Raw genomic sequence first — 26,129 nt, forward strand, 5'->3', positions numbered from 1 at the left:
GCTGTCTTAGCGAGGGGCGACTCGCCATTCACGCGCCCGCGACGGTCTTAGGGGGACCACGGCGGGCGGACGACCGACGACCACGCGGAGGACCGTGTGCGGGGGGATGACTCATGACGTCGACGCCACCGGGCGAGCGGCACGGCGACCCGTCCCAGACCACCCAGCTCCGTGTGCTCTCGCACCGGACGGGCGGGCTCAGACGCATCAAGAAGTCGCTGCCACGCTACGACTACGAGCACTACAGCCGCCTCGCCGGACCCCTCACCCAGCCGGACCCGACGCAGCCGTACAAGGTTCAGTACCGCTCCCTGCTGTCGCAGGAGCCGCACCGGATACGCGCGGCCCTCATGCTGGGCGCCGCCCCGCTGCTCTCCCTCGTCCTGCTCGCCTGGCTCCTCCAGCCCGAGCACTGGACGGAGCGCGACTACCCTGCGTATGACTTCTTGCCCGTACTCGACGTCGTCATGCTCGTCTCGATCGGACTGATCGAGTTCTTCCGCTGCATGAACGTCCTGTCGAACGCGCACGCCACGCTCGTCGCCCGCGACCCGGTGCCCGTCGTGCCCGAGACGGGCACCCGCGTCGCCTTCCTCACCTCGTTCGTGCCCGGCAAGGAGCCGATCGAGATGGTCACCAAGACCCTTGAGGCGGCGGTGAAATTGCGCCACCGCGGGCTCCTGCACGTCTGGCTGCTCGACGAGGGCGACGACCCCGAGGTCAAGGCCGTCTGCGCGCGCCTGGGCGTGCACCACTTCTCCCGCAAGGGCATCGCGAAGTGGAACCAGGCCAAGGGCCCGCACCGCGCCAAGACCAAGCACGGCAACTACAACGCCTGGCTCGACGCGCACGGCGACGACTACGAGTACTTCGCCTCCGTCGACACCGACCACGTCCCGATGCCCAACTACCTGGAGCGGATGCTCGGCTTCTTCCGCGACCCGGACGTCGGCTTCGTCATCGGCCCGCAGGTCTACGGCAACTACGACACGTTCGTCACCAAGGCCGCCGAGTCCCAGCAGTTCCTCTTCCACGCCCTGATCCAGCGCGCGGGCAACGCCTACGGCTCCCCGATGTTCGTCGGCACCTCCAACGCCGTGCGCATCAGCGCGCTGAAGCAGATCGGCGGCCTGTACGACTCGATCACCGAGGACATGGCGACGGGCTTCGAGATCCACCGCCACAGGAACCCGGCCACCGGAAGGAAGTGGAAGTCGGTCTACACCCCGGACGTGCTCGCCGTCGGCGAGGGACCCAACGCCTGGACGGACTTCTTCACCCAGCAGCTGCGCTGGTCGCGCGGCACCTACGAGACCATCCTCAAGCAGTTCTGGAAGGCGCCCTTCTCGCTGCCGCCCGGGCGGCTCTTCAACTACACGATGATGGTCATCTTCTACCCGATGTCCGCGCTGAACTGGATTCTCGCGGCCCTCAGCTGCGCCCTGTTCCTCGGCCTCGGCGCCTCCGGCGTGAACATCGACCCGACCATCTGGCTGATGCTCTACGGCAACGCCTCCGCGCTCCAGATCGGCCTCTACATCTGGAACCGCCGCCACAACGTCTCGCCGCACGAGCCCGAGGGCTCCGGGGGCATCGCGGGCATGGTGATGTCGGCCCTGTCCGCGCCGATCTACGCGCGCTCCCTGATGGACGCGGTGCTGCGCCGCAAGTCGTCGTTCGTGGTCACGCCCAAGGGCGACTCGGCGAGCCCGGACACGCTCTTCGGCACGTTCCGCATCCACCTGTTCTTCATCCTGGTCTTCGCCGGCTCCATCACGGCGGCGTACGTGTACGACCACGCGCACCCTGCGATGATCATCTGGGCCACGTTCGCGCTCCTGATCACCGCCGCGCCGATCTTCGCCTGGCGCTACGGCATGCGCGTGGAGCAGCGGAAGCCCCCGGCGGCGGCCGAGGCCGATGAGGCCCGCGTCCCGGAGCAACAGACGCTGCCCGCCCGGCAGTTCGCGCGCCCCGCGGGCCACGCCCCGCAGCCGAAACCCAGCTGGGCGGCGAACGCCCCGGGGAACGCCCCGCACCCGCCGCCCGCCTCGAATGAAGACACCATGCAGATCGCCCTCGGGAGCCACGACACATGAGAGACCCCTCAAGCCGCCGCCGCGCCCGCCGCATCGCGATAGGCACCGCGGTGGTGCTGGCCCTGGCCGGCATGAACGGTCCCTGGCTGTGGCGCGTGGGCTCCGAGAAGTACCACAACTACAAGATCAACCAGCCGGAGTACAAGGCCGACAACGGCCACTGGAAGGTCATCGACTTCCCCGAGGAGTACCGGCAGAACACCATCCACGCCTCGCTCCTGCACACCGGCAAGATCCTGATGGTGGCGGGCTCGGGCAACAACCAGAAGAACTTCGACGAGAAGAAGTTCGACACCCGGCTCTGGGACCCCGAGAAGAACACGATCAAGAAGATCCCGACGCCCACGGACCTGTTCTGCACCGGCCACACCCAGCTCGGCGACGGCAAGCTGCTCATCGCGGGCGGCACCAAGCGGTACGAGAAGCTCAAGGGCGACGTCACCAAGGCCGGCGGCCTGATGATCGTGCACAACGAGAACCCGGACCGGCCGATCACGCTGCCCGCGGGCACCAAGTTCACCGGCAAGAAGAACGGCAAGACCTTCGTGTCGAAGGACCCGGTCGTCGTGGAGCGCGCGAAGAAGGTCTTCGACAAGCAGACCGGCGCGTTCCTGCGCAACGACCCGGGCCTCGGCCGCATCTACGTGGAGGCGCAGGCGAGCGGCGCCAAGTACGAGACCGGCACCCAGGACAACTACCGCGTGCAGGGCCTCAGCGGCGCCGACGCCCGCAACACGTACGGCATCGCGCAGAAGCTCGCCCTCGACAAGAAGGACTTCCAAGGCATCAAGGACACCTTCGAGTTCGACCCGGTGGCGGAGAAGTACATCAAGGTCGACCCGATGAACGAGGCGCGCTGGTACCCGACGCTGACCACGCTCACCGACGGCCGTGTCCTCTCCCTCTCCGGCCTCGACGAGATCGGCCAGCTGGTGCCGGGCAAGAACGAGGTGTACGACCCGAAGACGAAGAAGTGGACGTACACCAAGGGCGTCCGGCAGTTCCCGACCTATCCGGCGATCTTCCAGATGGCGAACGGCAAGCTCTTCTACTCCGGTTCGAACGCGGGCTACGGCCCCGCCGACGTCGGCCGTGACCCGGGCGTCTGGGACCTGGCGACCAACAAGTTCAAGAAGATCCCCGGCATGAGCGACCCGGACCTCCTGGAGACCTCCAACACCGTCGAGCTGCCGCCCGCGCAGGACCAGCGCTACATGGTCATCGGCGGCGGTGGCGTCGGCGAGTCCACAAAGGCCTCCAAGAAGACCCGCGTCGTCGACCTCAAGGACCGCAGCCCGCGCTTCGAGGACGGCCCCGAGCTGGGCACGGGCACCCGCTACCCGCAGGCGTCGGTCCTGCCCGACGACTCGGTCCTGATCTCCGGCGGCTCCGAGGACTACCGCGGCCGCGGCGCCTCCAACATCCACGAGGCGCGCCTGTACGACCCGCGTAAGAACACCCTCGACAAGGTCGCCGACCCGCACGTGGGCCGCAACTACCACTCGGGCTCGATCCTGCTGCCCGACGGCCGCGTGATGTTCTTCGGCTCGGACTCCCTGTACGCCGACAAGGCCAACACCAAGCCGGGGAGCTTCGAGCAGCGGGTGGAGATCTACACGCCGCCGTACCTGTACCACGGCGACCGGCCCGCGCTCGGGTCCGGCCCCAAGACCCTGAAGCGGGGCGCCTCCGGCACGTTCCCCTCGAAGGACGCCCGGTCCATCAAGTCGGCCCGGCTGATCCGGCCCTCCGCCACCACCCACGTCACGGACATCGACCAGACGTCGATCGCCCTCGGCCTGAAGAAGTCCGGCGGCAAGCTGACGGTGACGGTTCCCAAGAACCGGAGCCTGGTGGAGTCCGGCTGGTACATGCTCTTCGTCACGGACGACGAGGGCACGCCCAGCAAGGCCCAGTGGGTGCACGTGCCGTAGGGGGCAGCTGCGCCCCGTAAGGGGCGCGGGGAACTGCGCGACCAGCCACAACGGACCCGCAGTTCACCGCGCTCCTTCAGTCGCTCCCCTTCGCGAGCCCGAGCGCGTACTCGGGCCACCACTGCCCAGCCTGCGGCCCCCCGCGACACGTTCCGTCCGACTCCCCAGGCCGCTTCACCCAGAGATAGGCGTCGACCTTCGGGTCACCGGTCTTGGTGGTGGGGGCCTCGCCCAGGGCCCGGCCCGGGGGGTTGCACCAGGGGTCCTTGCCCTTGCCCGTATAGGGCCCGCGCCCATTGCGGCTGGTGTCGATGACGAACGGCTTGCCGCCGATCTTCTCCGACAGCTTCGTGCCGTACTCCTTGCTGGCCTCGGTGGTCTGGAAGTTGGAGACGTTCACGGCGAAGCCGTCGGCCTGCTCGACGCCGGACCGCTTCAGCGGCTCCCACAGGGAGTCCGGCTGCGACCAGCCCGCGTTGCCCGCGTCCAGGTAGACCTTCGTGTTCTTCAGGGACTTGAGCGTGCCGATGGCCCCCTTGAGGAGGTCGTAGCGCTCCTCGTGGAACTGCCCGGGCGTGCACTGGTCGACCATGTGAAGGACCGCGTCCGGCTCCAGGACGACCGTGGCGCGGCGGTCGCCGATGCCCTTGGCGACGCCGTCGATCCACGCGCGGTAGGCGTTGCCGTCGGCGGCGCCGCCCTTGGAGAACTGGCCGCAGTCGCGGTGCGGGATGTTGTAGAGGACGAGGAGGGCGTCGCGGTCGGCCTTCGCGGCGGCCTCCGTGAAGCCGCGCGCCTCGTCCTCGGGCCGGTCCGGGCCGATCCACTCGCCGACGGGCTGCTCGGCGATCTTGCGGATCTGCGCGGCCTCGTCCTTCTTGCCGTCCTTCTCGTACGTGCCGACCTGCCGCGCCGCGTTGCCGTCGGGGTTGACCCAGTACGGGTCGGAGCCCTTGGGCTGCTGCTTCACCGGGCGGGTCGCGCCGTCGCCGTCACCGTCGCCGTTCCCGTCGTCGGACGAGCACCCGGACAGCAGGACCGCGGCGCCCGCGAGCGCCATCGAGACCGTTACCCCCCGCGCCGCGAAACCCCGTCCGCGGCCTGTGTTCCTGCGGTACATCCACTCCCCCTTGGGTGCCCGGTCCGGTGCTCAATCCTGACATAACTACGCGGCGCCCACGAGGTCGGACAGGCCCTGCCCACCAGGTGTTGGAGAGCTGTTACACCCCTCGGAATCCGGGTAGGCGAGAGCCGGGTGGGGGGCGGTGGAAACGAGGAGTGCCATGGCCGACCGCACCGCTGAGCTCCGGGTGGCACGCGCCCTGCTCGCGTCGGGCGTCACGGTCGCCGACGACTTCGACGCCGACGGCCATCTGTGCCTCGTCTCCCAGCGCTGCGCGGAAGTCCTCGGCACGCTCGCCGCGGGCGTGATGTACACCGACGGCGACGACACCGTCCAGCTCGCCGCGAGCCGCCGCGGCGGCGACCTCGCCCGCGCCCTCATGGAGGCCCAGCACCTCGGCGGCCCCTGCCTGGAGTCCTTCGGCACCGGCCGGGCCGTGGCGCCGGTGCGGCTCGCGTCGCGGCACGCGGCGTCCCGCTGGCCGGGGTTCACCGCACAGGCCCGCGCGCGGGGCGTCGGCGCCACGTTCGCGGTGCCGCTGCGGGCGCGCGAGCGCGTGCTCGGGGCGCTGAACGTGTTCGCGGTGGACTGGCTGCCGGACGGCGCGCCGCGGCCAGAGGACGGCGCGTTGGGGCTCGCGCAGGCGCTCGCCGACGCCGCTGCCGTCGGCCTGTACAACCAGCGCGCGTACGCCGAGTACCGCACCCTCTCGGGCCAGTTGCAGTCCGCGCTCAGCAGCCGCATCCGCATCGAGCAGGCCAAGGGGATGCTGGCCGAACGCTGGGGGACCGATCTCGACGTGGCCTTCAACCGGCTGCGGCGGTACGCCCGTCGGGAGCGCCTCGTGCTGGACGCGGTCGCCAGGATGGTGATCCAGGGCGGCCTCGACGACGCGGCGCTGCGCGGGAAGGAGCCGAAGGCGCCGCGCGGCCCGTAGCGGACCCAGCCGCCCCAGCCGACCGCGCCCCCGGTCGGCGGAGCCCGCGCGTCCGGCCACCGCATACCCTTGCGACCTGCGACAACTCCCCACGGCTTCAAAAGTCCTGTTGGCGTCAAACTCCCCTAGGCCAGGGCCGTCTTCCGTTCTAGAGTCGTGACTGAAGTCATGGTGACGGCCCAAGCCCCCGGCCGGAGTCGAAGTCGTACTCCACGCACGTCCACGACCGATGAACCATCCGAAGCCTCCCGCGCCGGCGCCGGGTTCCTCCCGCAGCTCGAGCGCGCGCGGTGGAGGACCGGCCCGGTCGACGGCTCCGGGGGGAGCGGGTCGTTGGCCGGGCCTGGTGCTGCCCGCGCGCGCCGCCGATCGCGCGCCCATGTCGTGCGCCCCGTGCCACTGCCCGGAGCAACGGGGCTGGTTGACAGTGTCCATGACCACCTGCGACTCTCCCGGCGACAAGTCCATACATCGAGGCGACGGTCGCCAGGAACCCGGTGCGACTCCGGGACGGTCCCGCCACTGTGACCCCGCGCAACCGCGGGGAAGTCAGGAACTGGCCCCCTCGTCCTCCTGCCATGGGGCGTGGAAACCCCAGAAGGAGAGCCCGGTATGTCCGCTACGTCTGCGCACGCAGGACCACACACCGACACCGCGGCAGTACAGTCCGCGACGATCCAGACCCGCGACTGGCTGATAGCCGCCGGCGCCGTGATCCTCGCGCTGATCGCCCTGTACGCCGTCTTCATGGACAACGGCTCGCTGATCTCGGCGACCGGCGACTACCTCCACGAGTTCGCGCACGACGGCAGGCACCTCTTCGGTGCCCCCTGCCACTGATCGGGGCCGCACGCACCATGACCGCGTCCCCAGAGACTCCCCCTTCCCCGAATCCCCTGACCGCTCCCCGCGCTTCGGCTCCCGCCGCCTCCCCAGCGGCCTTCTCCCCCGTTCTGACGCTGCTCGGCCGCGGTCTCGCGGCCGGTGGCCTCGGCGGTCTCGCCGCCGGTCTGTTCTCCCTGCTGCTCGCCGAGCCGCTGATGGACAAGGCGATCCGCGCGGAGGAGGCCCGCTCGCAGGCGCATGACCACGACGCGGGCACCGCGGTGCAGCACCACGAGGAGCTGTTCTCACGGTCGACCCAGCACGCGGGTCTGGTCGTCGCGCTCGTCGTCGCGGGCCTCGCGATCGGCGTCCTTTTCGCCGTCGCGTACGCGCTCGTGCACCGCCGCGATCCGCGCGCGAACCCCTGGCCGAGAGCGCTCGCGTTCTGCGCGGCCGCGTTCACCGCCGTCTCCCTCTTCCCGGCCCTGCGCTATCCGGCGATGCCGCCCGGCGTCGGCGACGCCGGGACGGTGGGCGACCGGCAGGCCATGTGGGTGGCGGCGGTCGTGATCAGCGTGCTCGGCATGTTCCTGGTCTGGCAGGTGTACGCGCGCCTCGCGCCCCGGCCGCAGCCGCTGCGGCAGCTCGCCGCGGCGGGCACGGCGGTGGCGGTTCTCGTCCTGCTGTGGGCGCTTCCGGACAACCCGGACCCGACGCCCGTGAGCCCGACGCTGCTGTGGGACTTCCGCATGCTGTCCCTGGCGTCGCACGTGCTGCTGTGGATCGTGTTCGCCGCGGTCTTCGGCGGCCTGGGGCTGCGGGCCATCCGCGCCAGAAGCGGCGGCGGGACCGCAAGCACCGGCACGGCCACGCCCTAGGGTCCCGTTCCGGTGAGATACGCGGAGACGACCACGTTCGCCGAGTAGGTGCGGCTCGCGTGGTCGAAGGTTCCGCCGCAGGTGATCAGGCGGAGCTCGGCGCGGCCCCCCTCGCGGGGGCCGTAGGCCGTTCTGGCGTCGAAGTTCCGCCGGGTGAGCACCCGTACGTCGTCGACGGTGAACTCGGCGACCGACCCGTCGTCGCGCGCCACCCGGATCTTCTCGCCCGGCCGTACGGCGCTGAGGTGGTAGAACACGGCGGGTCTGCTCTCGGTGTCCACGTGCCCCACGAACAGCGCCGTCCCGGCGGCGCCGGGCCGCACCCCGCCGCCGTACCAGCCGACGGCGCCCGCCTGCGCGTAGGGCGGCGGGTCGATCGCGCCGTCCGCGTCCAGGCCGCGCGCCACCACGGGCGCCCGCACCCCGAGCGAGGGAACGTCCACGCGCTGCGGGCGGGCGGCGGCCAACGGCGCGTGCTGACGGGGCAGTTCGACCCCGGCGGGGCGGCCGACGGCGGCGACGTCGCCGGTGGTCGGGTCCGAGAGCCCGCCCCGGACGTCGGTGATCTCGTTTCCCCACAGCCACAGGCCGACGAGCAGCACGGCCCATGCCACGCCCAGGACGAGACGGCTCGTGCCGTGCGCGGTGCCGTCGCTGTCGGGCTCGGGCCCGCCCATGTCAGCCCGAGCGGCGCCGGCGGACGCCGCGCAGGGCCACGGCCACGGCCGCGGCGGTCGCGAGCACCAGGCCGACGACGGCGTGCCGGGTGCCGGGCCCCGCCTGGTCGGCGGCGGCCGCGGCGGACGTCAGGGGGGCGGTGCCGCCGCCCCCGGCCCGCACGGGCGCCGACGGGGTGGCCGCGGCGCCGGTGACCTGGACGGTGCCGACGCCCTGGTGGGGGTGTCCGTCGCAGGTCACGGTGATCTCATAGGTGCCGGAGACGCCCGCCCTGAGCCGCGCGCTCCCCGTCAGCGCGCCCGCGCCGCCGCCCCCGGTGAGCTCGGCGTCCTTGGCGAAGGCCCCGGACCCGGCCGCGCCCGTCGTGCCGCGGCAGCCCGAGACCCGCACCTCGACCTGCCCGCCCGGCACCGCGCCCGCGGGCGACACCTGGGCCCTGACCTGGTCCTGGTCATGGGCGACGGCCGTCGCGGGCGGCCCCGCGAGGGCGCCCGCGAGGACGAGCACCCCCGCGCCACGCACGGCAAGCGAACATATACGCATCGTGAACCTCCTGTACCAGCAGATTCACGCCGGGAGCGGCGGACCGCACCTTCAGCACACCCGTACGGGACGGGGCCCGTCAGCGGCCCGGCGGCCTCACACCCGGTCGACGAGGTCGGCGATGGACTCCACGACCTTCGAGGGCCGGAAGGGGTACTGGTCGATGTCGGCCCGCGAGGTAAGCCCGGTGAGGACCAGGAACGTCTCCATCCCGGCCTCCAGACCGGCGAGGACGTCCGTGTCCATGCGGTCGCCGATCATCGCGCTGGTCTCCGAGTGCGCCCCGATCGCGTTCAGGCCGGTCCGCATCATCAGCGGGTTCGGCTTCCCGGCGAAGTACGGCTTCTTGCCGGTCGCCTTGGTGATCAGCGCGGCGACGGCTCCGGTGGCGGGCAGCGGGCCCTCGGTGGAGGGGCCCGTCTCGTCGGGGTTGGTGCAGATGAACCGGGCGCCGTCGTTGATGAGCCGGACGGCCTTGGTCATGGCCTCGAAGGAATACGTGCGGGTCTCGCCGAGGACCACGTAGTCCGGCGCGTGGTCGGTCAGGACGTAGCCGATGTCGTGCAGGGCGGTGGTCAGGCCCGCCTCGCCGATGACGTAGGCGGTGCCGCCGGGCCGCTGGTCGTCGAGGAACTTGGCGGTGGCGAGGGCCGAGGTCCAGATGTTCTCGACGGGCACTTCGAGGCCCATGCGGGTGAGCCGGGCCTGGAGGTCGCGGGCGGTGTAGATGGAGTTGTTGGTCAGCACGAGGAACGGCTTGCCGGACTCGCGGAGCTTCTTGATGAAGGAGTCCGCGCCGGGGATCGGCACGCCCTCGTGGATGAGCACGCCGTCCATGTCGGTGAGCCACGATTCGATGGGCTTGCGCTCTGCCATGGGGTGCACTCCTGCGGTCTGCGAAAAGCAACGTGGCTGATGGGGCGCCGGAACGACGTTGTGCCAGCACCCCCCAGCCTAGTCAGGACGGCCTGATCTCGACCCCGTCGATCACCCAGAACCAGTTGTCGCCGCCGGTGTAGCGGAAGCGGACGCGCGCGGTCCTGGCCCCGGCGGGCACCTGGAGCGCCAGGGTCTCGGCGACGGAGGGGGTGTCGGCGGTGTACGTCTTCACGACGACCGGCGCCCCGTCGTCGTAACTGACGAGGACCTGGCCCCGCTGCGGGGCCTGGTGGCGGTAGTACGTGGTGTAGCCGAGCGTGGCCCGCTCGCCGCCCCTGACCTCGTACGCCGGGCTGATCAGGGTGGAGTCGAAGGTGCCGGTGACGGGCTTGTCGGACCACTCGTCGCCGTCGGCGACGGCGAACACGTTCCGGGCCCTGAGGTTGAGTTCGCGCCGCTGGTCGCGCTGGGTCTTCGTCCAGAACTCGTCCGTGGTGAAGGACCAGCCGCGCCACTCGGTGACGCCACCGCCGCCCATCTTGGTGTTGTCGACACTCCAGCCCGCGGGCGGGGTGTGGGTGAAGCCGAGGACGCCCGCGCCGACGCCGGTCTCGTCGACGGGCGGCCCGAGCCGGTCGCGCAGCGCGTCGAAGGCGTCCGGGCGGGGTCGCTGCACGGGGCGGCCGTCGAGGTCCCAGGCGGGGTCGATGGCGACGCCGAGGTGGGCGAGGGCGCTGGCGGCGACGTCGGGCATGCGGACGTCGTGGCGCCGGGAGCCGGGGGTGAGGCCGCCGCCGGCGGCGATGAGGAAGGTCTGCCGCTCGGGCCAGCTGGAGCCGCCGTGGCCGCCCGCGTCGGTGTGGCCGTGGTCGGCGGTGACCATGACCAGCCAGTCCTCTTCGGCGTACGTGGCGCGGGCGCTCATCGCGTCGAGGACGCGGCCGACCTGGGTGTCGGCGCCGTGGATCGCGTCGAGGTACGCGCGGCTCGCGGCGCCGTGGCCGTGTCCGGCGTGGTCGATGTTGTCGAGCTGAACGAACACGGCGTCGGGGTCGCCGTGCGTGAGCTGGGCGACGGCGCGGGCCGTGGTGCCCTCGTCGTACTCGGCGGACGGCGTGGAGACGCGGGTGTCGACCTCGGCGGAGAGGAGCGTGTCGGTGATGGGGGCCCAGGACGACACGGCGTACGTGGTGAGGGTCGGGTTCGCGGTTTCGGCGCGGGTCAGGAAGTCGGGGTAGCGGGCGAGGGCGTGGCCGGTGAAGTCGTTGTTCACGACCTTGTGCTTGTCGGGCCAGACGCCGGTGAGCAGCGTGGACCAGCCGGGCCCGGACGAGGTGGGCGCGAGCGGGGCGGCGTAGATGCTGCTCGGGGCCGTGAGGCCGCGCGCCATCAGGGACTTCAGGGTGGGCGCGGCGGCGGCCCCGATCCGGTCGATGAGCGCGCCGTCGAGCCCGATGACCAGCACCTTGGGCTTTCTGGCCGCGGCGGCGCGGGCGAGGCCCGACAGGGGCCCCGCGGCGGTGGCGAGGGCGGCGGCGGAGACGAGGAGCGAGCGGCGGCGCATGCCGTGGGACACGGGTCCTCCAGGGGGCGGGCAGGCATGACAACGCCCCTGGCTGTGCAGGGGCGTTGGCGGGGCTGGGTGAAGCGGGGCGAAGGGGAGTGAAGGGGACGGGGTCAGCTGTCGGTGGCGGACTTCCAGTCCTCGACGTACGAGGTGAGGTTCTCGGAGATGTCGGCCCAGTCCGGCTCGAAGACCTCGACGCCGTCCATGATCTTCTCCAGGGCGATGGCGTTGGCGTCGGTGGCCTTGACGTCCTTGCGGGCGGCGAAGCCGCCGCCGACCTCGCTGACCTGGGCCTGCGCCCGCTGGGAGAGCAGGTAGTCGAGGAACTTCCGCGCGTTGGCGCTGTGCGGGGCCTTGTTGACCAGGCCAGCCGCGTAGGGCAGCGCGAAGGTGGTGGGCTTCTTGCCCTCCTTGGCCGGGAACCAGATGCCGAGGTTCGGCATGTCCTTGGACTGGGCGTAGTTCATCTGGACGTCGCCGTTGGCGACGAGGAGTTCGCCCTTGTCGACCTTGGGCGCGAGCTTTCCGGTGGAGGCGGACGGGCCGACGTTGTTGGACTGGAGCTCGCCCAGGTACTTCATGGCGGGCTCCTTGCCGCCGAAGTCGTGCATGGCCTTGATGAGGACGGCGGTGCCGTCGCCCGCGACGCCGGGCGTGGAGTACTGGAGCTTGTTCTTGTACGCGCCGTCGGTCAGCTCGTCCCAGGTCTTGGGGGCCTTGGCGCCCTTCAGCTCCTTCTTGTTGTAGATGAAGCCGAAGTAATTGTTCACGACGGAGGTCCACTTGCCGTCGGACGCCTTGTTCGCGCCGTCGACCTGCTCGGAGCCCTTGGGCCGGTACGCCGTGAGCAGGCCCTTCTCGTCGGCCTGCTGGATGAACGGCGGCAGCGTGATCAGGACGTCGGCCTGGGTGTTGGACTTCTCGCGGACGGCGCGCTGCACCATCTCGCCGGAGCCGCCCTCGACGTACTTGACCTTGATGCCGGTCTTGTTCTCGAAGTCCTTGAAGACCTTGTCGTACCAGCCGTCGCCGTTCTCTCCCTTGAGGCCGTCGGCGCTGTAGACGGTGACGACCTTGGCGTCGGAGGCGGCGGAGTCGCCGCCGCAGGCGGTGAGAGCGGTGGCGAGGAGGGCGCAGCCGCCGAGGGCGGCGAGCGTGCGGACGGGGGTGTGGGTACGCATGACGTGTCGTGCTCCTTGAAGGCTTGAAGAGGCGGACGCGAAGGGAGAGGCGGGGCGGTCAGCGGTAGGAGGCGCGGGTGCGGACGCGGGACACCGCGAACAGGACGAGCAGGGTCGCCGCCATGAGGACCACGGCGAGGGCGGCGCCGGTGAAGGCGGCGCCGCGGTCGGTGGCGGCGTAGATCCGCACCGGCAGCGGCGTCCAGTCCGGCGGGTAGAGCATCACGGTGGCGCTCAGCTCGCCCATGGACAGGGCGAAGCACAGCCCGGCGGCCGCCGTGAGGGACGGCAGCAGGAGCGGCAGCTTCACCCGCCACAGGACGTATCCGGGCCGGGCGCCGAGGGACGCCGCCGCCTGCTCGTACGCCGGGTCGAGGCGCTGGATGGCGGCGGAGACCGACTGGTAGGCGAACGCCGTGACGAGGACGGCGTGCGCGAGGACGACGATCGTGGACGTGCCGTTGAGGATCACCGGCGGCTTGCTGAAGGCGACGAGCAGCGCGAGCCCGACGACGACGGACGGCACGGCGACGGGCAGCATGAACAGCGCGTCGAGCGCCTTCCTGCCGCGCCGCAGCCGGGCCGCGGCGAGCGCCGCCCAGGTGCCCGCGGCGAGCGCGATGAGGCTCGCGCCGAGCGCCGTGAGCAGGCTGGTGGTGAGGGCGTCGAGGGACTCGCCCCGGGTGGCGGCGCGGTAGTGCTCGCCGGTGAAGGAGGACGGGAAGGCGCCGGACCAGTGGCTCGCGAACGACGCGGCGACGATCACCAGGAGCGGCAGCGCGAAGACCGGCAGGAAGAGGACGAAGAACACCGTCCAGGCGGCCCACTTGCCCTTGCGGCTATGCACCAGCACGACGGCTCACCACCCGGTAGAGGCCGTAGAGGCCCACGGAGATCGCGATGTTGACGACGGCGACGACGCAGGCCGCGGGGTAGTCGGACTCCAGCATCGCCTTGCCGTAGATGAGGGTCGGCAGGGTCGTGACGCCCTTGGCGCCGGTGAACAGGACGATGCCGAACTCGTTCAGGCACATCACCAGGACGAGGCTGCCGCCCGCCGCGAGCGCGGGCAGGGCCTCGGGCAGGATCACACGCCGTACGATCCGCGCGGGCCGCGCGCCGAGGCTGGAGGCCACCTCAAGCTGGGCGGTGTCGATCTGTGAGAAGGCGGCGAGCAGCGGCCGCATCACGAACGGCGTGAAGTAGGTGATCTCGGCGAGCAGCACGCCCCAGGGCGTGGTCAGGAACTGGAAGGGCCCGTCGCCGGTGCTTCCGGTCGCGTCCGTCCACAGGCCGTTGGCCATGCCCTTGGTGCCGTAGATGAACAGCAGCGCGAGGGTGATGAGGAAGGACGGGAAGGAGAGGAAGACGTCGATGAACCGGGCGACGGCCTTGCCGCCGGGGAACGGGACGAAGGCGATGACGAGGGCGAGGGCGAACCCGAGCACCAGGCACCCGACGGTCGCCCCCACGGCCAGCCACACGGTGGTCCCGAGGGCCTCGCGGAACGCTTCGGAGGCGAAGACGTCGGCGTACGGCTGAAGGGACGTGCCCCCGGTGTCCGGCCGCACGGACTGCTGGACGACGAGGGCGAGGGGGTAGAGGAAGACCAGGCCGAGGAGGGCGACGGGCGGCAGTGCCCACACCCATCCGGGCACGCCCCGGCGGGGTGTGGTCCCGGTCCGCTCCTTCGGCGCCGTGAGCGTCGCGCTAGCCATCGCTCACCCCCGCGGTCAGCAGCACCGCGTCCTCGGGCGCGAAGTGCAGGGTGACCTTCTCGCCGAGCGCGGGCGGCTCCTTCAGCTCGCGCACGTCGGCCTTCACGGCGTGCCCCGCCACGTCGACGTACAGGCGGTGCGTCGACCCCCGCCACTGGACCTCGGTGACGCTTCCGGTCAGGGCGTTGGGTCCTGGGCCGAGCCCCATCAGGTGCGGGCGCACGCACAGCGTGGCACTGGCCCCGGGGGCCGCCCCGTCGGTGGCGACGTCCACCAGGGCCTCGCCGAGCGCCACGCCGCCCGCGCGCACGGCGACCGGCAGCAGGTTGGCGTTGCCCACGAAGGAGGCCGTGAACTCCGTGCGGGGCCTGCGGTACAGCTCCTGCGGGGTGCCGCAGTCCTGGAGCCTGGCCTGGTCCATGACGGCGATGCGGTCGGCGAGGGTGAGCGCCTCCACCTGGTCGTGGGTGACGTACAGGATGGACACGTCCGGCAACTCGCGGTGCAGCCGGGCGAGTTCGGCGAGCATCCCGGAGCGCAGCTGCGCGTCGAGCGCGGACAGCGGCTCGTCGAGCAGGAGCACCCCGGGCCGGATGGCGAGGGCGCGGGCGATGGCCACGCGCTGCTGCTGCCCGCCGGACAGCTCGCGCGGGTAGCGCTTGGCGTAGGCGGCCATGCCGACCAGGTCCAGGGCGTCGGCGACGCGTCCGGGGATCTCGGACCTGGCGGTCTTGCGCGCCTTCAGGCCGAAGGCGACGTTCTCGTCGACCCGCATGTGCGGGAAGAGCGCGTACTGCTGGACGACCATGCCGATGCCCCGGCGGTGCGGCGGAAGCCCGGTCACGTCGCGGTCGCCGATGAACACCCGCCCGGACGCGGGCGTCACGAACCCGGCGACGGCCCGCAGCGCGGTGGTCTTGCCAGAGCCGGAAGGGCCGAGCAGCGCCATGACCTCGCCGGGCTCGACGGTCAGGTCGAGCGAGTCGAGCACGGTGTTGCGGCCGTAGGCGACGGTGACCGCGTCGAACCGGATGCCGCTGCTCATGACCCGAAGCCCCGTATCAGGGCGGGCAGTTCCGCCACCGACGGCAGCACGTGCGTGGCTCCGGCGTCCCGCAGCGCCGCCTCCTCGTGGGCGCCGGTGCGGACGCCCGCGACGATCCCGGCTCCGGCGCGGACGCCGCTGCGCATGTCGTACGCCGTGTCCCCGGCGACGGCGATCTCGCGCACCGAGTCGGCGGCGCCGGTGCGCAGGAACGCGGCGAGCACCATGTCCGGGTAGGGGCGCCCGCGCCCGCCCGCGTCGGCGGGGCACAGGGTGAGTGCCACCAGGTTCCGCCAGCCGAGGGCGTCCAGGATGGCGTCCTGGGTGACGCGGGCGAAGCCCGTGGTCAAGACCACGGTGAGGCCGTCGGCCTGGAGTTCCTCGATGGCTTCGCGGGCCCCGTCGACCGGCGCGATCAGGCCGCCGTCGACCAGTTCCCCGTACGCCTTCTCGAAGGCGGTGTTGGCGCGCCGGGCCAGGTCCTCGGCGCCGAACAGGTGCCGGAAGACGGAGATCTTGGACTCGCCCATGGTGGCGCGGACGTAGTCGAGCTTCGCGGCGTGGTCGGCGGAGCCGGGCTCGACGCCGAGTTCCCCGGCGGCCGCGGCGAAGGCCCGCTCGACCAGGCCGCCGTCGGCGACGGTGGTCCCGGCCATGTCGAGCACGGCCAGCTTGATATTCGCGGGCGTCGCGCTCTGCGTGTCCTGCGTGGTCATTTCCCTCACCATCCCAGCTCGTCGGCGGTCTTCTCGGCGATCGCGGGCGAGCAGGTCATGCCGCGCCCGCCGGGCCCGGTGACCAGCCACACCCCGTCGCGCACGCGCTCGCGGTGGACGACCCTGCTGGTGTCGGCGCACTGCGCGTACACCCCGGCCCAGCGGCGCCGGACCTTCGGCAGCGGGCGGCCGAGGAAGCCCTCGACGACCTCGTTGAGGTGGTCGTAGGGGTCCTCGACGGTGTCGAAGGCGAAGGGGTGCTCGTACTCGTGGGTGTCGCCGATGGTCAGGCCGCCGTCCGCGCGCTGCACCATGAGCAGCTGCATCTTGTGCGCGGCGGCCGTCGGGGTCTGCGCCTGCCCGGCGTTGAGGGCGTCCAGCTCCGGGGAGCGGTAGGCCGGGTAGTAGCGGAAGCTGTCGGCGTCGGCGACGGACGTGGTGAGCGGCTCGCCGAGCGGGTCGGTCTGCATCATCTGGAGCCGGACCCGGCGCACCGGAAGCTCCGGCGCGAGCTCGCGGACCAGGCCGCCGAGCCAGGCGCCGGTGCACAGCACGACGGCGTCGCCGGTGTGCGTGTCGCCGTGGTCGTCGCGCACCGAGGCGGGGCCGACGACGTCGCGGACCTCGCGGCCGGGCAGGAAGGTGTAGCGCGGGGACTTCCGCAGCTCCTCGCGCAGGCGCAGCTGGGCGGTGCGCGGCTCGACGGCGGCGTCCCGCTCGCACCACAGGGCGGCGGTGAACGCGCCGCGAAGGGCCGGGTTGAGCGCGCGGGCCTCGTCGGCGCCGAGCAGCTTGTAGCCGCGGGCGGCGGCGTCCGGGCGGGCGAGGGCGGCCTCGGCGATGGCGCGCTCCCGCTCGGTGCGCACCAGGGTCAGCGAGCCGTTGGGGCGGAAGCCGAGGCCCGGGACGCGGGTGCCGATCTCCTCCCAGAGCTCGCGGGCGCGCAGGGCGGTGTCCAGCTCCTCGCCGCCCGCGCGGCCGCTGACCCATATCTGCCCGAAGTTGCGAAGGGACGCCCCTCGAGCCTCGCTCTCGCGCTCGATCTGTACGACCTCGTGGCCGCGCTCCACTGCGTGCCAGGCGTGCATGGTGCCGACCACGCCTGCTCCTACGACGATGACTCTCACGACGGCAACGCTCCTTTCGGCGGGTGACCCGGCGTGGGCCGGATGGCAACCAAAGGGTGAACTGCCGAGCAAGTTTGGCCTAGACCCGTTATCGTTCCGTAATCAGAAGAGTCCAACTGGCGCCCGGAAAGGGGCGGTTGGACCCGATTGATCGTGCCGGGAAGGGCAGGGCGGGCGGAGAGGTCGGGGAGGTCGGGGAGGTCGGGGAGGGCTCAGCCGAGGTGCGTCGTGAACGAGAAGCGGTCTCCCCGGTACAGGGTGCGCACCCGCTCCAGGGGGCGCCCGGCCGTGTCCCGGGACACCCGGTGGATCAGGAGCATCGGAAGGGCGGGCGGCGTCCCGATCAGCAGCGCCTCGCGCGGCGTTGCGAGGACCGTCTCGATGCGCTCGTCGGCGTCGCCGAAGCCGATGCCGAGCTCGTCGCGCAGATACGCGTAGAACGACGAGTCGGGGTCGAAGTCCGCGTCGAGCCGCGGCACCCGCGCCACCGCGACGTAGGTGCTCTCCAGGCCCACCCGCTCGTCGTCGGCGAGCAGCACGCGCTCCATGTGCCAGACCGGCTCGTCCGCCGTGGCGCCGATGTCGGCGGCGAGGGCGGCGGGGCAGGGGAAGCGGTCGAGGGAGATGAGGGTACGGCCGGGGGTGCGGCCCTGGCGGCGCACGCCCTCGGTGTAGCTCGCGAGCGAAAGCGGCTGCTCCAGCTTGGGCCCCGCGACCACGGTGCCGCGCCCCTGCCTGCGCAGCCTTCCCTCCAGCAGCAGCTCGCGCAGCGCCTGGCGCACGGTCTCGCGCGCCACCTCGTACCGCTCGGCGAGGTCCCGCTCGGTGGGCAGCGTCCGCCCGACGCCCAGCTCCTCGATCAGCTCCGCGATCCGCGCCTTGACGGCGTAGTACTTGGGGATGCGGCCGTGCTCGGGGATGCCGGAGCGAATGGGCGCGCCGGGCGCCTGATCGCGCAGGTGAGCGGGCGAGGCGGCGGCGGTGTTGTCCTGGTGGTCCACGGGGGGATCGTCGCACGCGCGGGTGTACGCACGGCACGGCCCCGGGGAGGGCGCGGCGGTCACTGGCCCGTGGCCGCCGCGCCCTCCCGGCTCAGTGCCCCCGCTGCCGCAGGCGTCGCGCCGCCACCAGCAGGGCGCCGCCCGCGAGGACGAGGGCGGCAGCGGCGGCGGTGAGGCCGCGCAGGGTGTCCGGTCCGGTGCTCGCCAGCTCGCCGGGCAGCGGCGGCGCGGGGCGGCCGCCGTCGACCACGTCGAACGCGTAGTCGCCGGACGCGCCCACCCAGTCGCCGTCGTCGCCCCTGCGCTGCACGGCCGCCGCGCTCACCACCACACGCCCCGGCCTGGCGTCGGAGGTGAAGGCGAGCCGGACCTCGGCGGTGGCCGTGGAGCCGGGTCCGACGGTGAACCCGCCGAAGCCGCCGGGGTCCGCCACGGCGCCGGGGCCCCCGAACACCCCCACGTACTCGTCCCGCGCCGTCCGCTCGAACCGCACCGGCCGCCAGCGCGTCCCGTCGTGGAACTCCAGCTGGATCTGGCGGGGCCGCAGCCGCGCCGACCGGTCCACGAGGACCACGATCGGGTGCACGGCGGCGCAGACGGCGCCGGTGGTGTTGGTGAGCTCGACGGACCAGCGCCCGAAGCCGCCGCCGGACCGGTAGGTGCCGGGGCCCTCGACCAGGCGGGCGGCGAGCGGGAAGTCGGCGCCCGCGCAGGCGGTGGCCGACTCCTGGGCCGCGTGCGGGAGTTGCGGCCCCCGTTGTGCGGGGCGCGCCTCGACCGGCAGTGCCCGCGCGTCGGCCGCGGCGGGCACGAGGGCGGCGGCGGCTGCGGTGACGCCGGCGGCCAGAGAACGGCGAAGTCGCATGGAGGACCCTTGCTGGGGGCGGTCGACGGCCGGCCCGCCGCCCCCGAACCCGCGCCGGACCAGGCCCCGTTCACTCCTCCGGCGGACCCCCGTCGGCCCGCTCGGGGCTCCGGCCGGAAAGCAACAGGGCGTGGCCGTGACCCTGCCACGCACCCCGGCACCGGAGGGCCACCACCGCCCTGCCGGGCCGGACCGGCCACCGGATTCCCCCCGAACAGCCGATGACCCGCCCCGCCCGGCAACGGGGCCCGGGCCGCCCGCCCGCACCGGGCCGCCCCCTCACTCCGACGCCGGGCCGCCCCTCACCCCGACGCTCAGAAGGGTCCCTCACCCCGACGCTCGGAAGCGTCCCCTCAGGCGAGCACGCCCGACGCCCCGGCCCCGGCCGTCCACTCCGGCCGACCATCCCCCCACTCCTGGAAGCGCGCCCTGGGGCGGACGCGCCCCACGCCCAGCACCGGACCGCCCGCACCACAGCGCCCGCCCCACCGCCACACCAACCACCCACCACACCAACGCACCGCCCCCCAACCACCACCCCTCACCCCCGCCGCTAGGAAAACGCCCCCTCCGCCCGGCCGAAGAGCGGCGCGAGGATCAGCTGGGCCGCCCCCTCGGCGACCGCGCGGTCGCCGCCCGGAGCGGCGGTCACCCCCACGGGGGCCCGCGCGCCCTCGCGCCGGGCGCGGGCGGTGAGGACGGCGTCGACGCCCCGTACGAACAGGTCCTCGGCCGCCGCCACCGTGCGGCCGCCGAGGAGGACGAGGTCGATGTCCAGGAGGGAGACCAGGTTGCCCGCGCCGGTGCCGAGCACGCGGGCCGCCTCCGCCAGGTCGCCGCGCGCGACCGCGGCCAGGCACAGCGCCTCCAGGCACCCCCGGTCCCCGCACGCGCAGGGCGGCCCGTCGAGCAGCACCACCTGGTGCCCGAACTCCCCCGCCCCGGTGCGCGCCCCCCGGTGCAGCGCCCCGCCGAGCACGAGCCCGGCGCCGAGTCCGGTGCCCAGGTGCAGATACGCGAACGAATCGGCGCTCCCGGCGAGCGCGAGGCCCAGCGCGGCGGCGTTGGTGTCCTTGTCCACGACCACGGGCAGCCCGAGCCGCCCGGCCAGGGCGTCCCGCAGGGGGTAGCCATCCCACGCGGGGAACCCGGTGACGCGGTGCGGCACGCCCCGCACGTGGTCAAGCGGCCCCGGCAGCGCGACGCCGACGCCGAGCACGGCGGGCGCCACCGGCGCCACCGGCTCCGCCGCTCCGGCGGCGGCCGCCGACGCCCCCGCAAGGTCCCCGACCTCCCGGACCACCGCGCCCACCACGGCCTCGACGCCCGCCCCGAAGTCCAGCGGGACCCGTCGCTCGGCCGCCACCGCGCCCGCCAGGTCCACGCGCACCGCCACCAGCGTGTCCCGCTCCAGGTGCACCCCCACCGCGCTCCCCGCCTCCGGCACCAGGCGCAGCGCGGTGGCGGGCTTGCCGCCGGTGGACGCCCGCCGCCCGGCGTCGGCCACCAGGCCTTCGGCCCGGAGGCGCGCGGCGATCTTGCTGACGGCCTGGGGGGTCAGGCCCGCGTGCGCGGCGAGTTCGAGGCGGCTGACGCCGTCGTCGCCCGCGACCCGCAGCAGATCGAGCACGACCGCCGCGTTGTGCCCGCGCAGCGCCCGCAGATTCACACCAGTCGGACCGGTCGCACCGGAGTTAGCCCTGTTCACGTCTCCATTGTGGCGACCGCTTGCACTTTGGCAACAGCGTTGCCAAAGTGGAGGTCATGACTGAAGGCACGACTGAAGGCACGAACGACCTCCGCGTGGGCCTCATCGGGTACGGTCTCGCGGGCTCCGTCTTCCACGCCCCCCTGATCACCGCCGCCGACGGCCTCGCGCTCGACACGGTCGTGACGTCGAACGCCGACCGCCAGGCCGAGGCCCGCGCCGCGGGCGCGCGCCGCACGGCCGCAGCCGCGGACGAGCTGTGGGACCGCGCCGACGAGCTCGACCTCGTCGTGATCGCGTCCCCGAACAAGACGCACGTACCGCTCGCCACGGCCGCGCTCAAGGCGGGCCTGCCGGTCGTCGTGGACAAGCCGCTCGCGGGCACCGCCGCCGAGGCCAGGGAGCTCGCGGCCCTCGCCGAGGAGCGCGGCCTGCTCCTGTCCGTCTTCCAGAACCGCCGCTGGGACAACGACTTCCTCACCCTGGGCAAGCTCCTCGCGGACGGCGAGCTCGGCGAGGTCTGGCGCTTCGAGTCCCGCTTCGAGCGCTGGCGCCCGCAGCCCAAGGGCGGCTGGCGCGAGTCCGGCGACCCCGAGGAGATCGGCGGCCTCCTGTACGACCTGGGCAGCCACGTCGTCGACCAGGCCCTGGTGCTCTTCGGCCCGGCCACGCGCGTGTACGCGGAGGCGGACGTCCGCCGCCCGGGCGCCCAGGCCGACGACGACACCTTCATCGCCCTGACGCACGCGAGCGGCGTCCGCTCGCACCTGTACGTCAGCGCCACCACCGCCCAGCTCGGCCCGCGCTTCAGGGTGCTCGGCTCGGCCGCGGGCTATGTGAAGTACGGCCTCGACCCGCAGGAGGCCGCCCTGCGCGAGGGCAGGCGCCCCACCGACGCGGACGCCGAGAGCCCGTGGGGCACGGAGCCCGAGTGCGCGTGGGGCCGCGTCGGCTCCGGCGAGTCCCCGCTGACCGGCGGCGGCCGCCCCGAGCCCACCCTGCCGGGCGACTACCCGGCGTACTACGCGGCGGTGGCGGCGGCCCTGCGCGGCGAGGGCGCGAACCCGGTCACCGCGCACGAGGCCGCGGCGGCGCTCGACGTCCTCGAAGCCGCGCGCCGCTCGGCCCGCGAGGGCGTGGCGGTGACCCTGTGACCGCGCGCCCGGCGGAACCGACCGCTCCCTCCATCGAGGAACTCGAAGAGCAGGAGCGGCGCCTGACGCTCCGCCGCTTCACGCACGACGACGCGTGGGCGCTCGGCTGCCTCCTGGTGGACCTCGCCCGCGAGCGCCGGGCCCCCGTGGCCATCGACATCCGGCGCGGCGGCCAGCGGCTCTTCCACGCGGCGCTGCCCGGATCGACCCCGGACAACGACGCGTGGATCGAGCGCAAGCGCCGCGTCGCCGAGCGCTACGGCTGCTCCTCGTACCTGGTGGGCAGCCGCTTCCGCGCCAAGGGCAGCACGTTCGAGGCCTCCTCGCGCCTCGACCCCGACCGGTACGCCGCTCATGGCGGCGCGTTCCCGATCGGGGTCGAGGGCGTGGGTGTCATCGGCACGGTGACCGTCTCGGGCCTCCCCCAGATCGCGGATCACGCGCTGGTGGTGGAGGCCCTGGAGCGGTTCACCGCCTCCTGACGCCTACGGGTCCTTTCTCACTCGTACTCGCCTTCGCGGCGGCGGCGCACCGTCACCACGACCGTGACACCGGCGGCGAGCAGCGCCGCCGCGATCCCGCCGACCAGCGCGAGCTCCCCGGACGAGGCGCCGGTGTGCGCCATCTCGTCGTCCGGGCTCTTGGTCGGGTGGGGGTGCGTGGGCGAGTCCGACGGGGACGGCGAGGGGCCGTCACTGTCGGACGGGGACGGGGAGGGACCGTCGCTGTCCGAGGGAGACGGCGAGGGGCCATCGCTGTCGGACGGAGACGGAGACGGAGACGGACCGTCACTGTCCGAGGGAGACGGCGAAGGCGACGGGCCATCACTGTCCGACGGAGACGGGGACGGCGACGGACCATCGCTGTCCGACGGAGACGGGGACGGCGACGGGCCATCACTGTCCGACGGCGAAGGCGACGGCGACGGACCGTCACTGTCCGAGGGAGACGGCGAAGGCGACGGGCCATCACTGTCCGACGGAGACGGGGACGGCGACGGGCCGTCACTGTCCGACGGCGAAGGCGACGGCGACGGACCATCGCTGTCCGACGGAGACGGAGAGGGCGACGGGCCGTCGCTGTCCGAGGGAGACGGGGACGGCGAGGGGCTGTCGGACGGAGACGGCGACGGCGACGGACTGCTGCTGTCCGACGGCGACGGCGACGGGGACGGCGCGGTGCACGTCGGCAGGTCGCCGTTGAACGGGTAGGCGTGGAACTCCTGGCCGCCGCCGCCCATCGGAACGGAGCTGTGCGTCAGCGAACCCGCCGTGAAGAAGCGTCCGTTCATGCCGGGCATCGTCACGAGCGACATGCTGCCCGGCGACCCGACGAGCACGCTCCCCTGGAACTGGCCGCTGCCACCGAACCGCACGGTGGAGGCGTCCGGGAAGTTCCAGAGCAGCCGTTCGCGCAGGCCGTCGGGCAGGGTGCCCATGTAGGTGCGGATGGTGCGCACGTCACCGGTGAGGTTGACCAGGACGGTGGCGTCGGCGGGGATGTTCGCGAACACGATGCCCTGGTCGCCGCCGGTGCGGCTGACCAGGTCGAAGTCCACGTTGAAGACCTGGATCGGGGACGTGCCGTCACCGGTGAAGGTCGTCTCGCTGCCGTTGTTGACCGCCGTGCCGGTGGCCGTGCGGGGCGAGCCCTGGTCGTACGCGTAGCACTGGCTGGCCGACGTGAGCTGCCCCGGCAGCGTCGCGTACTTGTCGGTCGCCCCGGCCTCCTGCACCGCGGGCGGGGCGACCGTGCCGGTGGCCGTGCCCTCGTACACGACGCGGCCCGAGACGCTGCCCTCCTCGGCGAGCAGCCGCTGGCCCGAGGCGACCGACAGGTCGCCGCCCGTGGTGAGGAAGTCCGAGCCGTTGGGCGGCGGCACGCGGGAGCCGACGCCCGCCACGCCCACGTTGTAGATCTGCGAGGCCCCGGCCCGCTTGTTCATGTCGAAGCCGCCGAGCACGACGACCTTGCCCTCGGCCTCCGCCGCCGCCTCGCGGACGAGCATGTCCTCGCCGACGAACACGTTGATGTTCTCGTCGCGGCCCGCGACGGGACCGTTGTTGACCTCGGGATACGTCGCCGGGCAGGCGTCGCCCAGACAGGGGCCGAGGCCGCCGGGCAGGGGGTCGGCGACGCCCTGCCCGGCCAGGCCGCCGACGACCGTGGCCGCCGCGACCGCGACAGCCACCGCTAGATATGCTGAACTTTTTCTTCGCATACCTGGAAATATGCGTAATACGGACATCGGTGGCGGGAGACACGCTCAGCGCTCCCCCCATTAGGCCGACCAGCGGCGGGCACTCGGGGGGCGCGGCAGGGGGCGCGGAGGCGGGCGGGCCCGCCGGGCCTCACGCGGGCTTGAGCTCCTGGCGCTGCCGCCCGAGGCCGTCGATCTCCAGCTCCACCACATCGCCCGCCCGGAGGAACGGCTTGGGCTCCGGCTGCCCGAGGGCGACCCCGGCGGGCGTGCCCGTGTTGATCACGTCGCCCGGGTACAGGGTCATGAACTGGCTGACGTAGCGGACCACTTCCGCCACCGGGAAGATCTGCCCGGCCGTCGTGCCGTCCTGCTTCAGCTCCCCGTTGACCCACAGGCGCAGGGACAGGGCCTGGGGGTCACCCACCTCGTCCGCCGTCACCAGCCACGGCCCGAGCGGATTGAAGGTCTCGCAGTTCTTGCCCTTGTCCCAGGTGCCGCCGCGCTCGATCTGGAACTCGCGCTCGGAGACGTCGTGCGCCACCGCGTACCCCGCCACGTGCGCGAGCGCCTCCTCGCGCGACTCCAGATAGCGCGCCGTACGCCCGATGACGACCGCGAGCTCGACCTCCCAGTCCGTCTTGGCCGAGCCGCGCGGCACGAGCACGGTGTCGTTCGGCCCGACGACCGTGTCCGCCGCCTTCAGGAAGACCACCGGCTCGGCGGGCGGCTCCGCGCCGGTCTCGGCGGCGTGGTCGTGGTAGTTCAGGCCGATGCACACCACCTTGCCGATCCGGGCGAGCGGCGGGCCGATCCGCAGCCCGGCCGGGTCGAGCGCGGGCAGGCCGCCGCGCGCGGCGGCCTCCCGGACGCGGCTGAGCGCGGCCTCGTCGGCGAGCAGCGCGCCGTCGATGTCCCCGACGACGCCGGACAGGTCGCGCAGCGTGCCCTCGGCGTCGAGCAGTGCCGGGCGCTCGGCGCCCGCCGTACCGACTCGTAGCAGCTTCATGGTCTGCCTTCCCTCGGAGGGATGGGGTGCGGCCCATCGGACGTTCGGCTGATCCTCCAAGGTCACCGTCCGCCCCGCAAGACCCCGTTCACGTACTGGACCGTCACCTCCCGTGTGAGCCGGGCCGGGTCCCTCACATCGCCGTGGCCGCGACCCCGGCGGCCCCGTTCGGCATGTCCCGGTAGAGCACCGCGCGCTCCACCGCGCTCCACGTCGTGCTGGTCACGACGTACAGGGCGGCGGCGAGCGGCACGAACGCGACCGTGAAGAGCGTGAAGAAGGACAGGAACGGCATGAACTTCGTCATCGCGGCCATCGCCTCGGCCCCCGGCGCCTGACCGCCCTGGCCGCCGGTGCCGCCCGCCGCCGACCCGGCCAGCTGTCGCTTCGTACGCCGGAAGTTGAAGGTGGCGACGGCGGCGACGAGCACGAAGAGCACCAGGTAGACGAGGGCGGCGGCGCCGAAGAGGCCGCCGTCGCCGAGCGCGTCGGCGAAGCGGCCGCCGAGCGGGGCGGCGAGCAGCTTGTGGTCGAGGAGCCCGTTGGGCTCGCCGCCGATCTCCGAGCTGGAGAACAGGTGGTACAGGAGGAAGAACGCGGGCAGCTGGAAGAGGCCCGGCAGGCATCCGGCCAGCGGCGACACGTTCTCCTTGCGGTGCAGTTCGAGCACCGCCTTCTGGAGCTTCTCGGGGTTCTTGCCGTGCTTCTCGCGCAACTTGGCGACCTGCGGCGCGAGCCGGGCGCGCGCCTTCTGGCCGCGCGCGGCGGCCCGGGACAGCGGGTGGACGAGCAGGCGTACGCAGGCGGTGACGGCGACGATGGCGGCGGCCATCGCGGAGCCGTGGAAGAGCGGGGCGAACAGGTCGGCCAGGTCGGCGACCAGGTCGGCGAAGAAAGACATGGGTGAGCCCTCCGGGGGTCTCGTCGTGCCGGGGTGAGGTG

The 26,129-nt window shown here is 72.9% G+C and carries 24 protein-coding genes and 1 riboswitch; of the genes, 7 read left to right on the top strand and 17 right to left on the bottom strand.

All coding sequences use genetic code 11. The features are described 5' to 3' along the window. Nucleotides 1-113: 113 nt before the first annotated feature. Nucleotides 114-2,099: a glycosyltransferase family 2 protein gene (locus AC07A4_RS09900; protein ID WP_478595414.1), complete on the top strand. Its 1,986-nt coding sequence runs from the start codon at nt 114-116 to the stop codon at nt 2,097-2,099. Beyond that, on the top strand, nt 2,096-4,033 hold the full coding sequence (gene glxA / locus AC07A4_RS09905; protein WP_478595417.1) for a radical copper oxidase GlxA: 1,938 nt from the start codon (nt 2,096-2,098) through the stop codon (nt 4,031-4,033). The genes AC07A4_RS09900 and glxA overlap by 4 nt, the downstream gene beginning before the upstream one ends. Nucleotides 4,034-4,109: 76 nt before the next feature. Here the strand turns inward: glxA and AC07A4_RS09910 are convergent, their stop codons facing one another. Then, the gene (locus AC07A4_RS09910; protein ID WP_478595419.1) at nt 4,110-5,153 is read right to left on the bottom strand and encodes a glycoside hydrolase family 6 protein; all 1,044 of its coding nucleotides are present in this window, start codon (nt 5,151-5,153) and stop codon (nt 4,110-4,112) included. Between the two features lie 163 nt (nt 5,154-5,316). Between AC07A4_RS09910 and AC07A4_RS09915 the strand changes: the two genes are divergently transcribed. From AC07A4_RS09915 to AC07A4_RS09925, 3 genes are all read left to right on the top strand, one after another. Continuing rightward, nucleotides 5,317-6,093 (top strand): GAF and ANTAR domain-containing protein, encoded by a 777-nt coding sequence (locus AC07A4_RS09915; protein ID WP_478595421.1) that lies wholly within the window; start codon nt 5,317-5,319, stop codon nt 6,091-6,093. Between the two features lie 463 nt (nt 6,094-6,556). After that, nucleotides 6,557-6,672, top strand: a riboswitch (cobalamin riboswitch). 33 nt (nt 6,673-6,705) lie between these two features. Continuing rightward, a complete protein-coding gene (locus AC07A4_RS09920) occupies nt 6,706-6,933 on the top strand; it encodes a CbtB domain-containing protein (protein ID WP_478595423.1) in 228 nt (75 codons plus the stop codon). Nucleotides 6,934-6,950: 17 nt separating this feature from the next. Next, nucleotides 6,951-7,796: a CbtA family protein gene (locus AC07A4_RS09925; protein ID WP_478595426.1), complete on the top strand. Its 846-nt coding sequence runs from the start codon at nt 6,951-6,953 to the stop codon at nt 7,794-7,796. Here AC07A4_RS09925 and AC07A4_RS09930 read toward each other — a convergent pair. From AC07A4_RS09930 to AC07A4_RS09990, 13 genes are all read right to left on the bottom strand, one after another. Continuing rightward, entirely contained in the window at nt 7,793-8,473 is a 681-nt protein-coding gene (locus AC07A4_RS09930; protein ID WP_478595428.1) for a class F sortase, read from the bottom strand. The two genes, AC07A4_RS09925 and AC07A4_RS09930, sit on opposite strands and share 4 nt — an antisense overlap. 1 nt (nt 8,474) lies before the next feature. Further along, nucleotides 8,475-9,017: a hypothetical protein gene (locus AC07A4_RS09935; RefSeq protein ID WP_478595430.1), complete on the bottom strand. Its 543-nt coding sequence runs from the start codon at nt 9,015-9,017 to the stop codon at nt 8,475-8,477. A 96-nt stretch (nt 9,018-9,113) separates the two neighbouring features. Further along, nucleotides 9,114-9,893: an HAD-IIA family hydrolase gene (locus AC07A4_RS09940; protein WP_478595432.1), complete on the bottom strand. Its 780-nt coding sequence runs from the start codon at nt 9,891-9,893 to the stop codon at nt 9,114-9,116. A gap of 82 nt (nt 9,894-9,975) precedes the next feature. Beyond that, nucleotides 9,976-11,460: an alkaline phosphatase family protein gene (locus tag AC07A4_RS09945; protein ID WP_478595937.1), complete on the bottom strand. Its 1,485-nt coding sequence runs from the start codon at nt 11,458-11,460 to the stop codon at nt 9,976-9,978. A 113-nt stretch (nt 11,461-11,573) separates the two neighbouring features. Beyond that, complete coding sequence (locus AC07A4_RS09950; RefSeq protein ID WP_478595434.1) at nt 11,574-12,644, bottom strand: 2-aminoethylphosphonate ABC transporter substrate-binding protein; 1,071 nt, start codon at nt 12,642-12,644, stop codon at nt 11,574-11,576. Between the two features lie 58 nt (nt 12,645-12,702). Next, nucleotides 12,703-13,497 (bottom strand): ABC transporter permease, encoded by a 795-nt coding sequence (locus tag AC07A4_RS09955; RefSeq protein WP_478595437.1) that lies wholly within the window; start codon nt 13,495-13,497, stop codon nt 12,703-12,705. Beyond that, nucleotides 13,484-14,362: a 2-aminoethylphosphonate ABC transporter permease subunit gene (locus AC07A4_RS09960; RefSeq protein ID WP_478595439.1), complete on the bottom strand. Its 879-nt coding sequence runs from the start codon at nt 14,360-14,362 to the stop codon at nt 13,484-13,486. The genes AC07A4_RS09955 and AC07A4_RS09960 overlap by 14 nt, the downstream gene beginning before the upstream one ends. After that, a complete protein-coding gene (locus AC07A4_RS09965; protein ID WP_478595441.1) occupies nt 14,355-15,407 on the bottom strand; it encodes an ABC transporter ATP-binding protein in 1,053 nt (350 codons plus the stop codon). The genes AC07A4_RS09960 and AC07A4_RS09965 overlap by 8 nt, the downstream gene beginning before the upstream one ends. Then, nucleotides 15,404-16,123 carry a phosphonatase-like hydrolase gene (locus AC07A4_RS09970; RefSeq protein ID WP_478595443.1) on the bottom strand — a complete coding sequence of 240 codons (720 nt, stop codon included), beginning with the start codon at nt 16,121-16,123 and terminating at the stop codon, nt 15,404-15,406. Before AC07A4_RS09970 ends, AC07A4_RS09965 begins: the two co-directional genes overlap by 4 nt. Before the next feature lie 5 nt (nt 16,124-16,128). After that, entirely contained in the window at nt 16,129-17,250 is a 1,122-nt protein-coding gene (locus AC07A4_RS09975) for a TIGR03364 family FAD-dependent oxidoreductase (protein WP_478595445.1), read from the bottom strand. A gap of 212 nt (nt 17,251-17,462) precedes the next feature. After that, on the bottom strand, nt 17,463-18,251 hold the full coding sequence (locus tag AC07A4_RS09980; protein ID WP_478595447.1) for a GntR family transcriptional regulator: 789 nt from the start codon (nt 18,249-18,251) through the stop codon (nt 17,463-17,465). 91 nt (nt 18,252-18,342) lie between these two features. After that, nucleotides 18,343-19,116, bottom strand: a complete 774-nt coding sequence (locus AC07A4_RS09985) for a hypothetical protein (RefSeq protein ID WP_478595449.1) — start codon at nt 19,114-19,116, stop codon at nt 18,343-18,345. Between the two features lie 553 nt (nt 19,117-19,669). After that, the gene (locus tag AC07A4_RS09990; RefSeq protein ID WP_478595451.1) at nt 19,670-20,824 is read right to left on the bottom strand and encodes an ROK family transcriptional regulator; all 1,155 of its coding nucleotides are present in this window, start codon (nt 20,822-20,824) and stop codon (nt 19,670-19,672) included. 56 nt (nt 20,825-20,880) lie between these two features. Between AC07A4_RS09990 and AC07A4_RS09995 the strand changes: the two genes are divergently transcribed. Further along, the gene (locus AC07A4_RS09995; RefSeq protein ID WP_478595454.1) at nt 20,881-21,978 is read left to right on the top strand and encodes a Gfo/Idh/MocA family oxidoreductase; all 1,098 of its coding nucleotides are present in this window, start codon (nt 20,881-20,883) and stop codon (nt 21,976-21,978) included. Beyond that, nucleotides 21,975-22,460, top strand: coding sequence for a heme-degrading domain-containing protein (locus AC07A4_RS10000; RefSeq protein ID WP_478595456.1), 486 nt, complete (start codon nt 21,975-21,977; stop codon nt 22,458-22,460). Before AC07A4_RS09995 ends, AC07A4_RS10000 begins: the two co-directional genes overlap by 4 nt. Nucleotides 22,461-22,477: 17 nt before the next feature. Here AC07A4_RS10000 and AC07A4_RS10005 read toward each other — a convergent pair whose 3' ends face one another. The 3 genes from AC07A4_RS10005 to AC07A4_RS10015 form a co-directional block, all read right to left on the bottom strand. Further along, on the bottom strand, nt 22,478-24,169 hold the full coding sequence (locus tag AC07A4_RS10005) for a choice-of-anchor A family protein (RefSeq protein ID WP_478595459.1): 1,692 nt from the start codon (nt 24,167-24,169) through the stop codon (nt 22,478-22,480). Nucleotides 24,170-24,329: 160 nt separating this feature from the next. Continuing rightward, nucleotides 24,330-25,187, bottom strand: a complete 858-nt coding sequence (locus AC07A4_RS10010; RefSeq protein WP_478595461.1) for a fumarylacetoacetate hydrolase family protein — start codon at nt 25,185-25,187, stop codon at nt 24,330-24,332. 133 nt (nt 25,188-25,320) lie between these two features. After that, a complete protein-coding gene (locus tag AC07A4_RS10015) occupies nt 25,321-26,088 on the bottom strand; it encodes a YidC/Oxa1 family membrane protein insertase (RefSeq protein WP_478595463.1) in 768 nt (255 codons plus the stop codon). Nucleotides 26,089-26,129: the final 41 nt, after the last annotated feature.

This window comes from Streptomyces sp. NPDC043996 (genome assembly GCF_056435225.1).

Bases quoted from the DNA above. Each gene is read 5' to 3' on its own strand.
- AC07A4_RS09900 (WP_478595414.1), top strand. From the start codon at position 114: ATGACGTCGACGCCACCGGGCGAGCGGCACGGCGACCCGTCCCAGACC.
- glxA (WP_478595417.1), top strand. From the start codon at position 2,096: ATGAGAGACCCCTCAAGCCGCCGCCGCGCCCGCCGCATCGCGATAGGC.
- AC07A4_RS09910 (WP_478595419.1), bottom strand. From the start codon at position 5,153: ATGTACCGCAGGAACACAGGCCGCGGACGGGGTTTCGCGGCGCGGGGG.
- AC07A4_RS09915 (WP_478595421.1), top strand. From the start codon at position 5,317: ATGGCCGACCGCACCGCTGAGCTCCGGGTGGCACGCGCCCTGCTCGCG.
- AC07A4_RS09920 (WP_478595423.1), top strand. From the start codon at position 6,706: ATGTCCGCTACGTCTGCGCACGCAGGACCACACACCGACACCGCGGCA.
- AC07A4_RS09925 (WP_478595426.1), top strand. From the start codon at position 6,951: ATGACCGCGTCCCCAGAGACTCCCCCTTCCCCGAATCCCCTGACCGCT.
- AC07A4_RS09930 (WP_478595428.1), bottom strand. From the start codon at position 8,473: ATGGGCGGGCCCGAGCCCGACAGCGACGGCACCGCGCACGGCACGAGC.
- AC07A4_RS09935 (WP_478595430.1), bottom strand. From the start codon at position 9,017: ATGCGTATATGTTCGCTTGCCGTGCGTGGCGCGGGGGTGCTCGTCCTC.
- AC07A4_RS09940 (WP_478595432.1), bottom strand. From the start codon at position 9,893: ATGGCAGAGCGCAAGCCCATCGAATCGTGGCTCACCGACATGGACGGC.
- AC07A4_RS09945 (WP_478595937.1), bottom strand. From the start codon at position 11,460: ATGCGCCGCCGCTCGCTCCTCGTCTCCGCCGCCGCCCTCGCCACCGCC.
- AC07A4_RS09950 (WP_478595434.1), bottom strand. From the start codon at position 12,644: ATGCGTACCCACACCCCCGTCCGCACGCTCGCCGCCCTCGGCGGCTGC.
- AC07A4_RS09960 (WP_478595439.1), bottom strand. From the start codon at position 14,362: ATGGCTAGCGCGACGCTCACGGCGCCGAAGGAGCGGACCGGGACCACA.
- AC07A4_RS09965 (WP_478595441.1), bottom strand. From the start codon at position 15,407: ATGAGCAGCGGCATCCGGTTCGACGCGGTCACCGTCGCCTACGGCCGC.
- AC07A4_RS09970 (WP_478595443.1), bottom strand. From the start codon at position 16,123: ATGACCACGCAGGACACGCAGAGCGCGACGCCCGCGAATATCAAGCTG.
- AC07A4_RS09985 (WP_478595449.1), bottom strand. From the start codon at position 19,116: ATGCGACTTCGCCGTTCTCTGGCCGCCGGCGTCACCGCAGCCGCCGCC.
- AC07A4_RS09995 (WP_478595454.1), top strand. From the start codon at position 20,881: ATGACTGAAGGCACGACTGAAGGCACGAACGACCTCCGCGTGGGCCTC.
- AC07A4_RS10010 (WP_478595461.1), bottom strand. From the start codon at position 25,187: ATGAAGCTGCTACGAGTCGGTACGGCGGGCGCCGAGCGCCCGGCACTG.
- AC07A4_RS10015 (WP_478595463.1), bottom strand. From the start codon at position 26,088: ATGTCTTTCTTCGCCGACCTGGTCGCCGACCTGGCCGACCTGTTCGCC.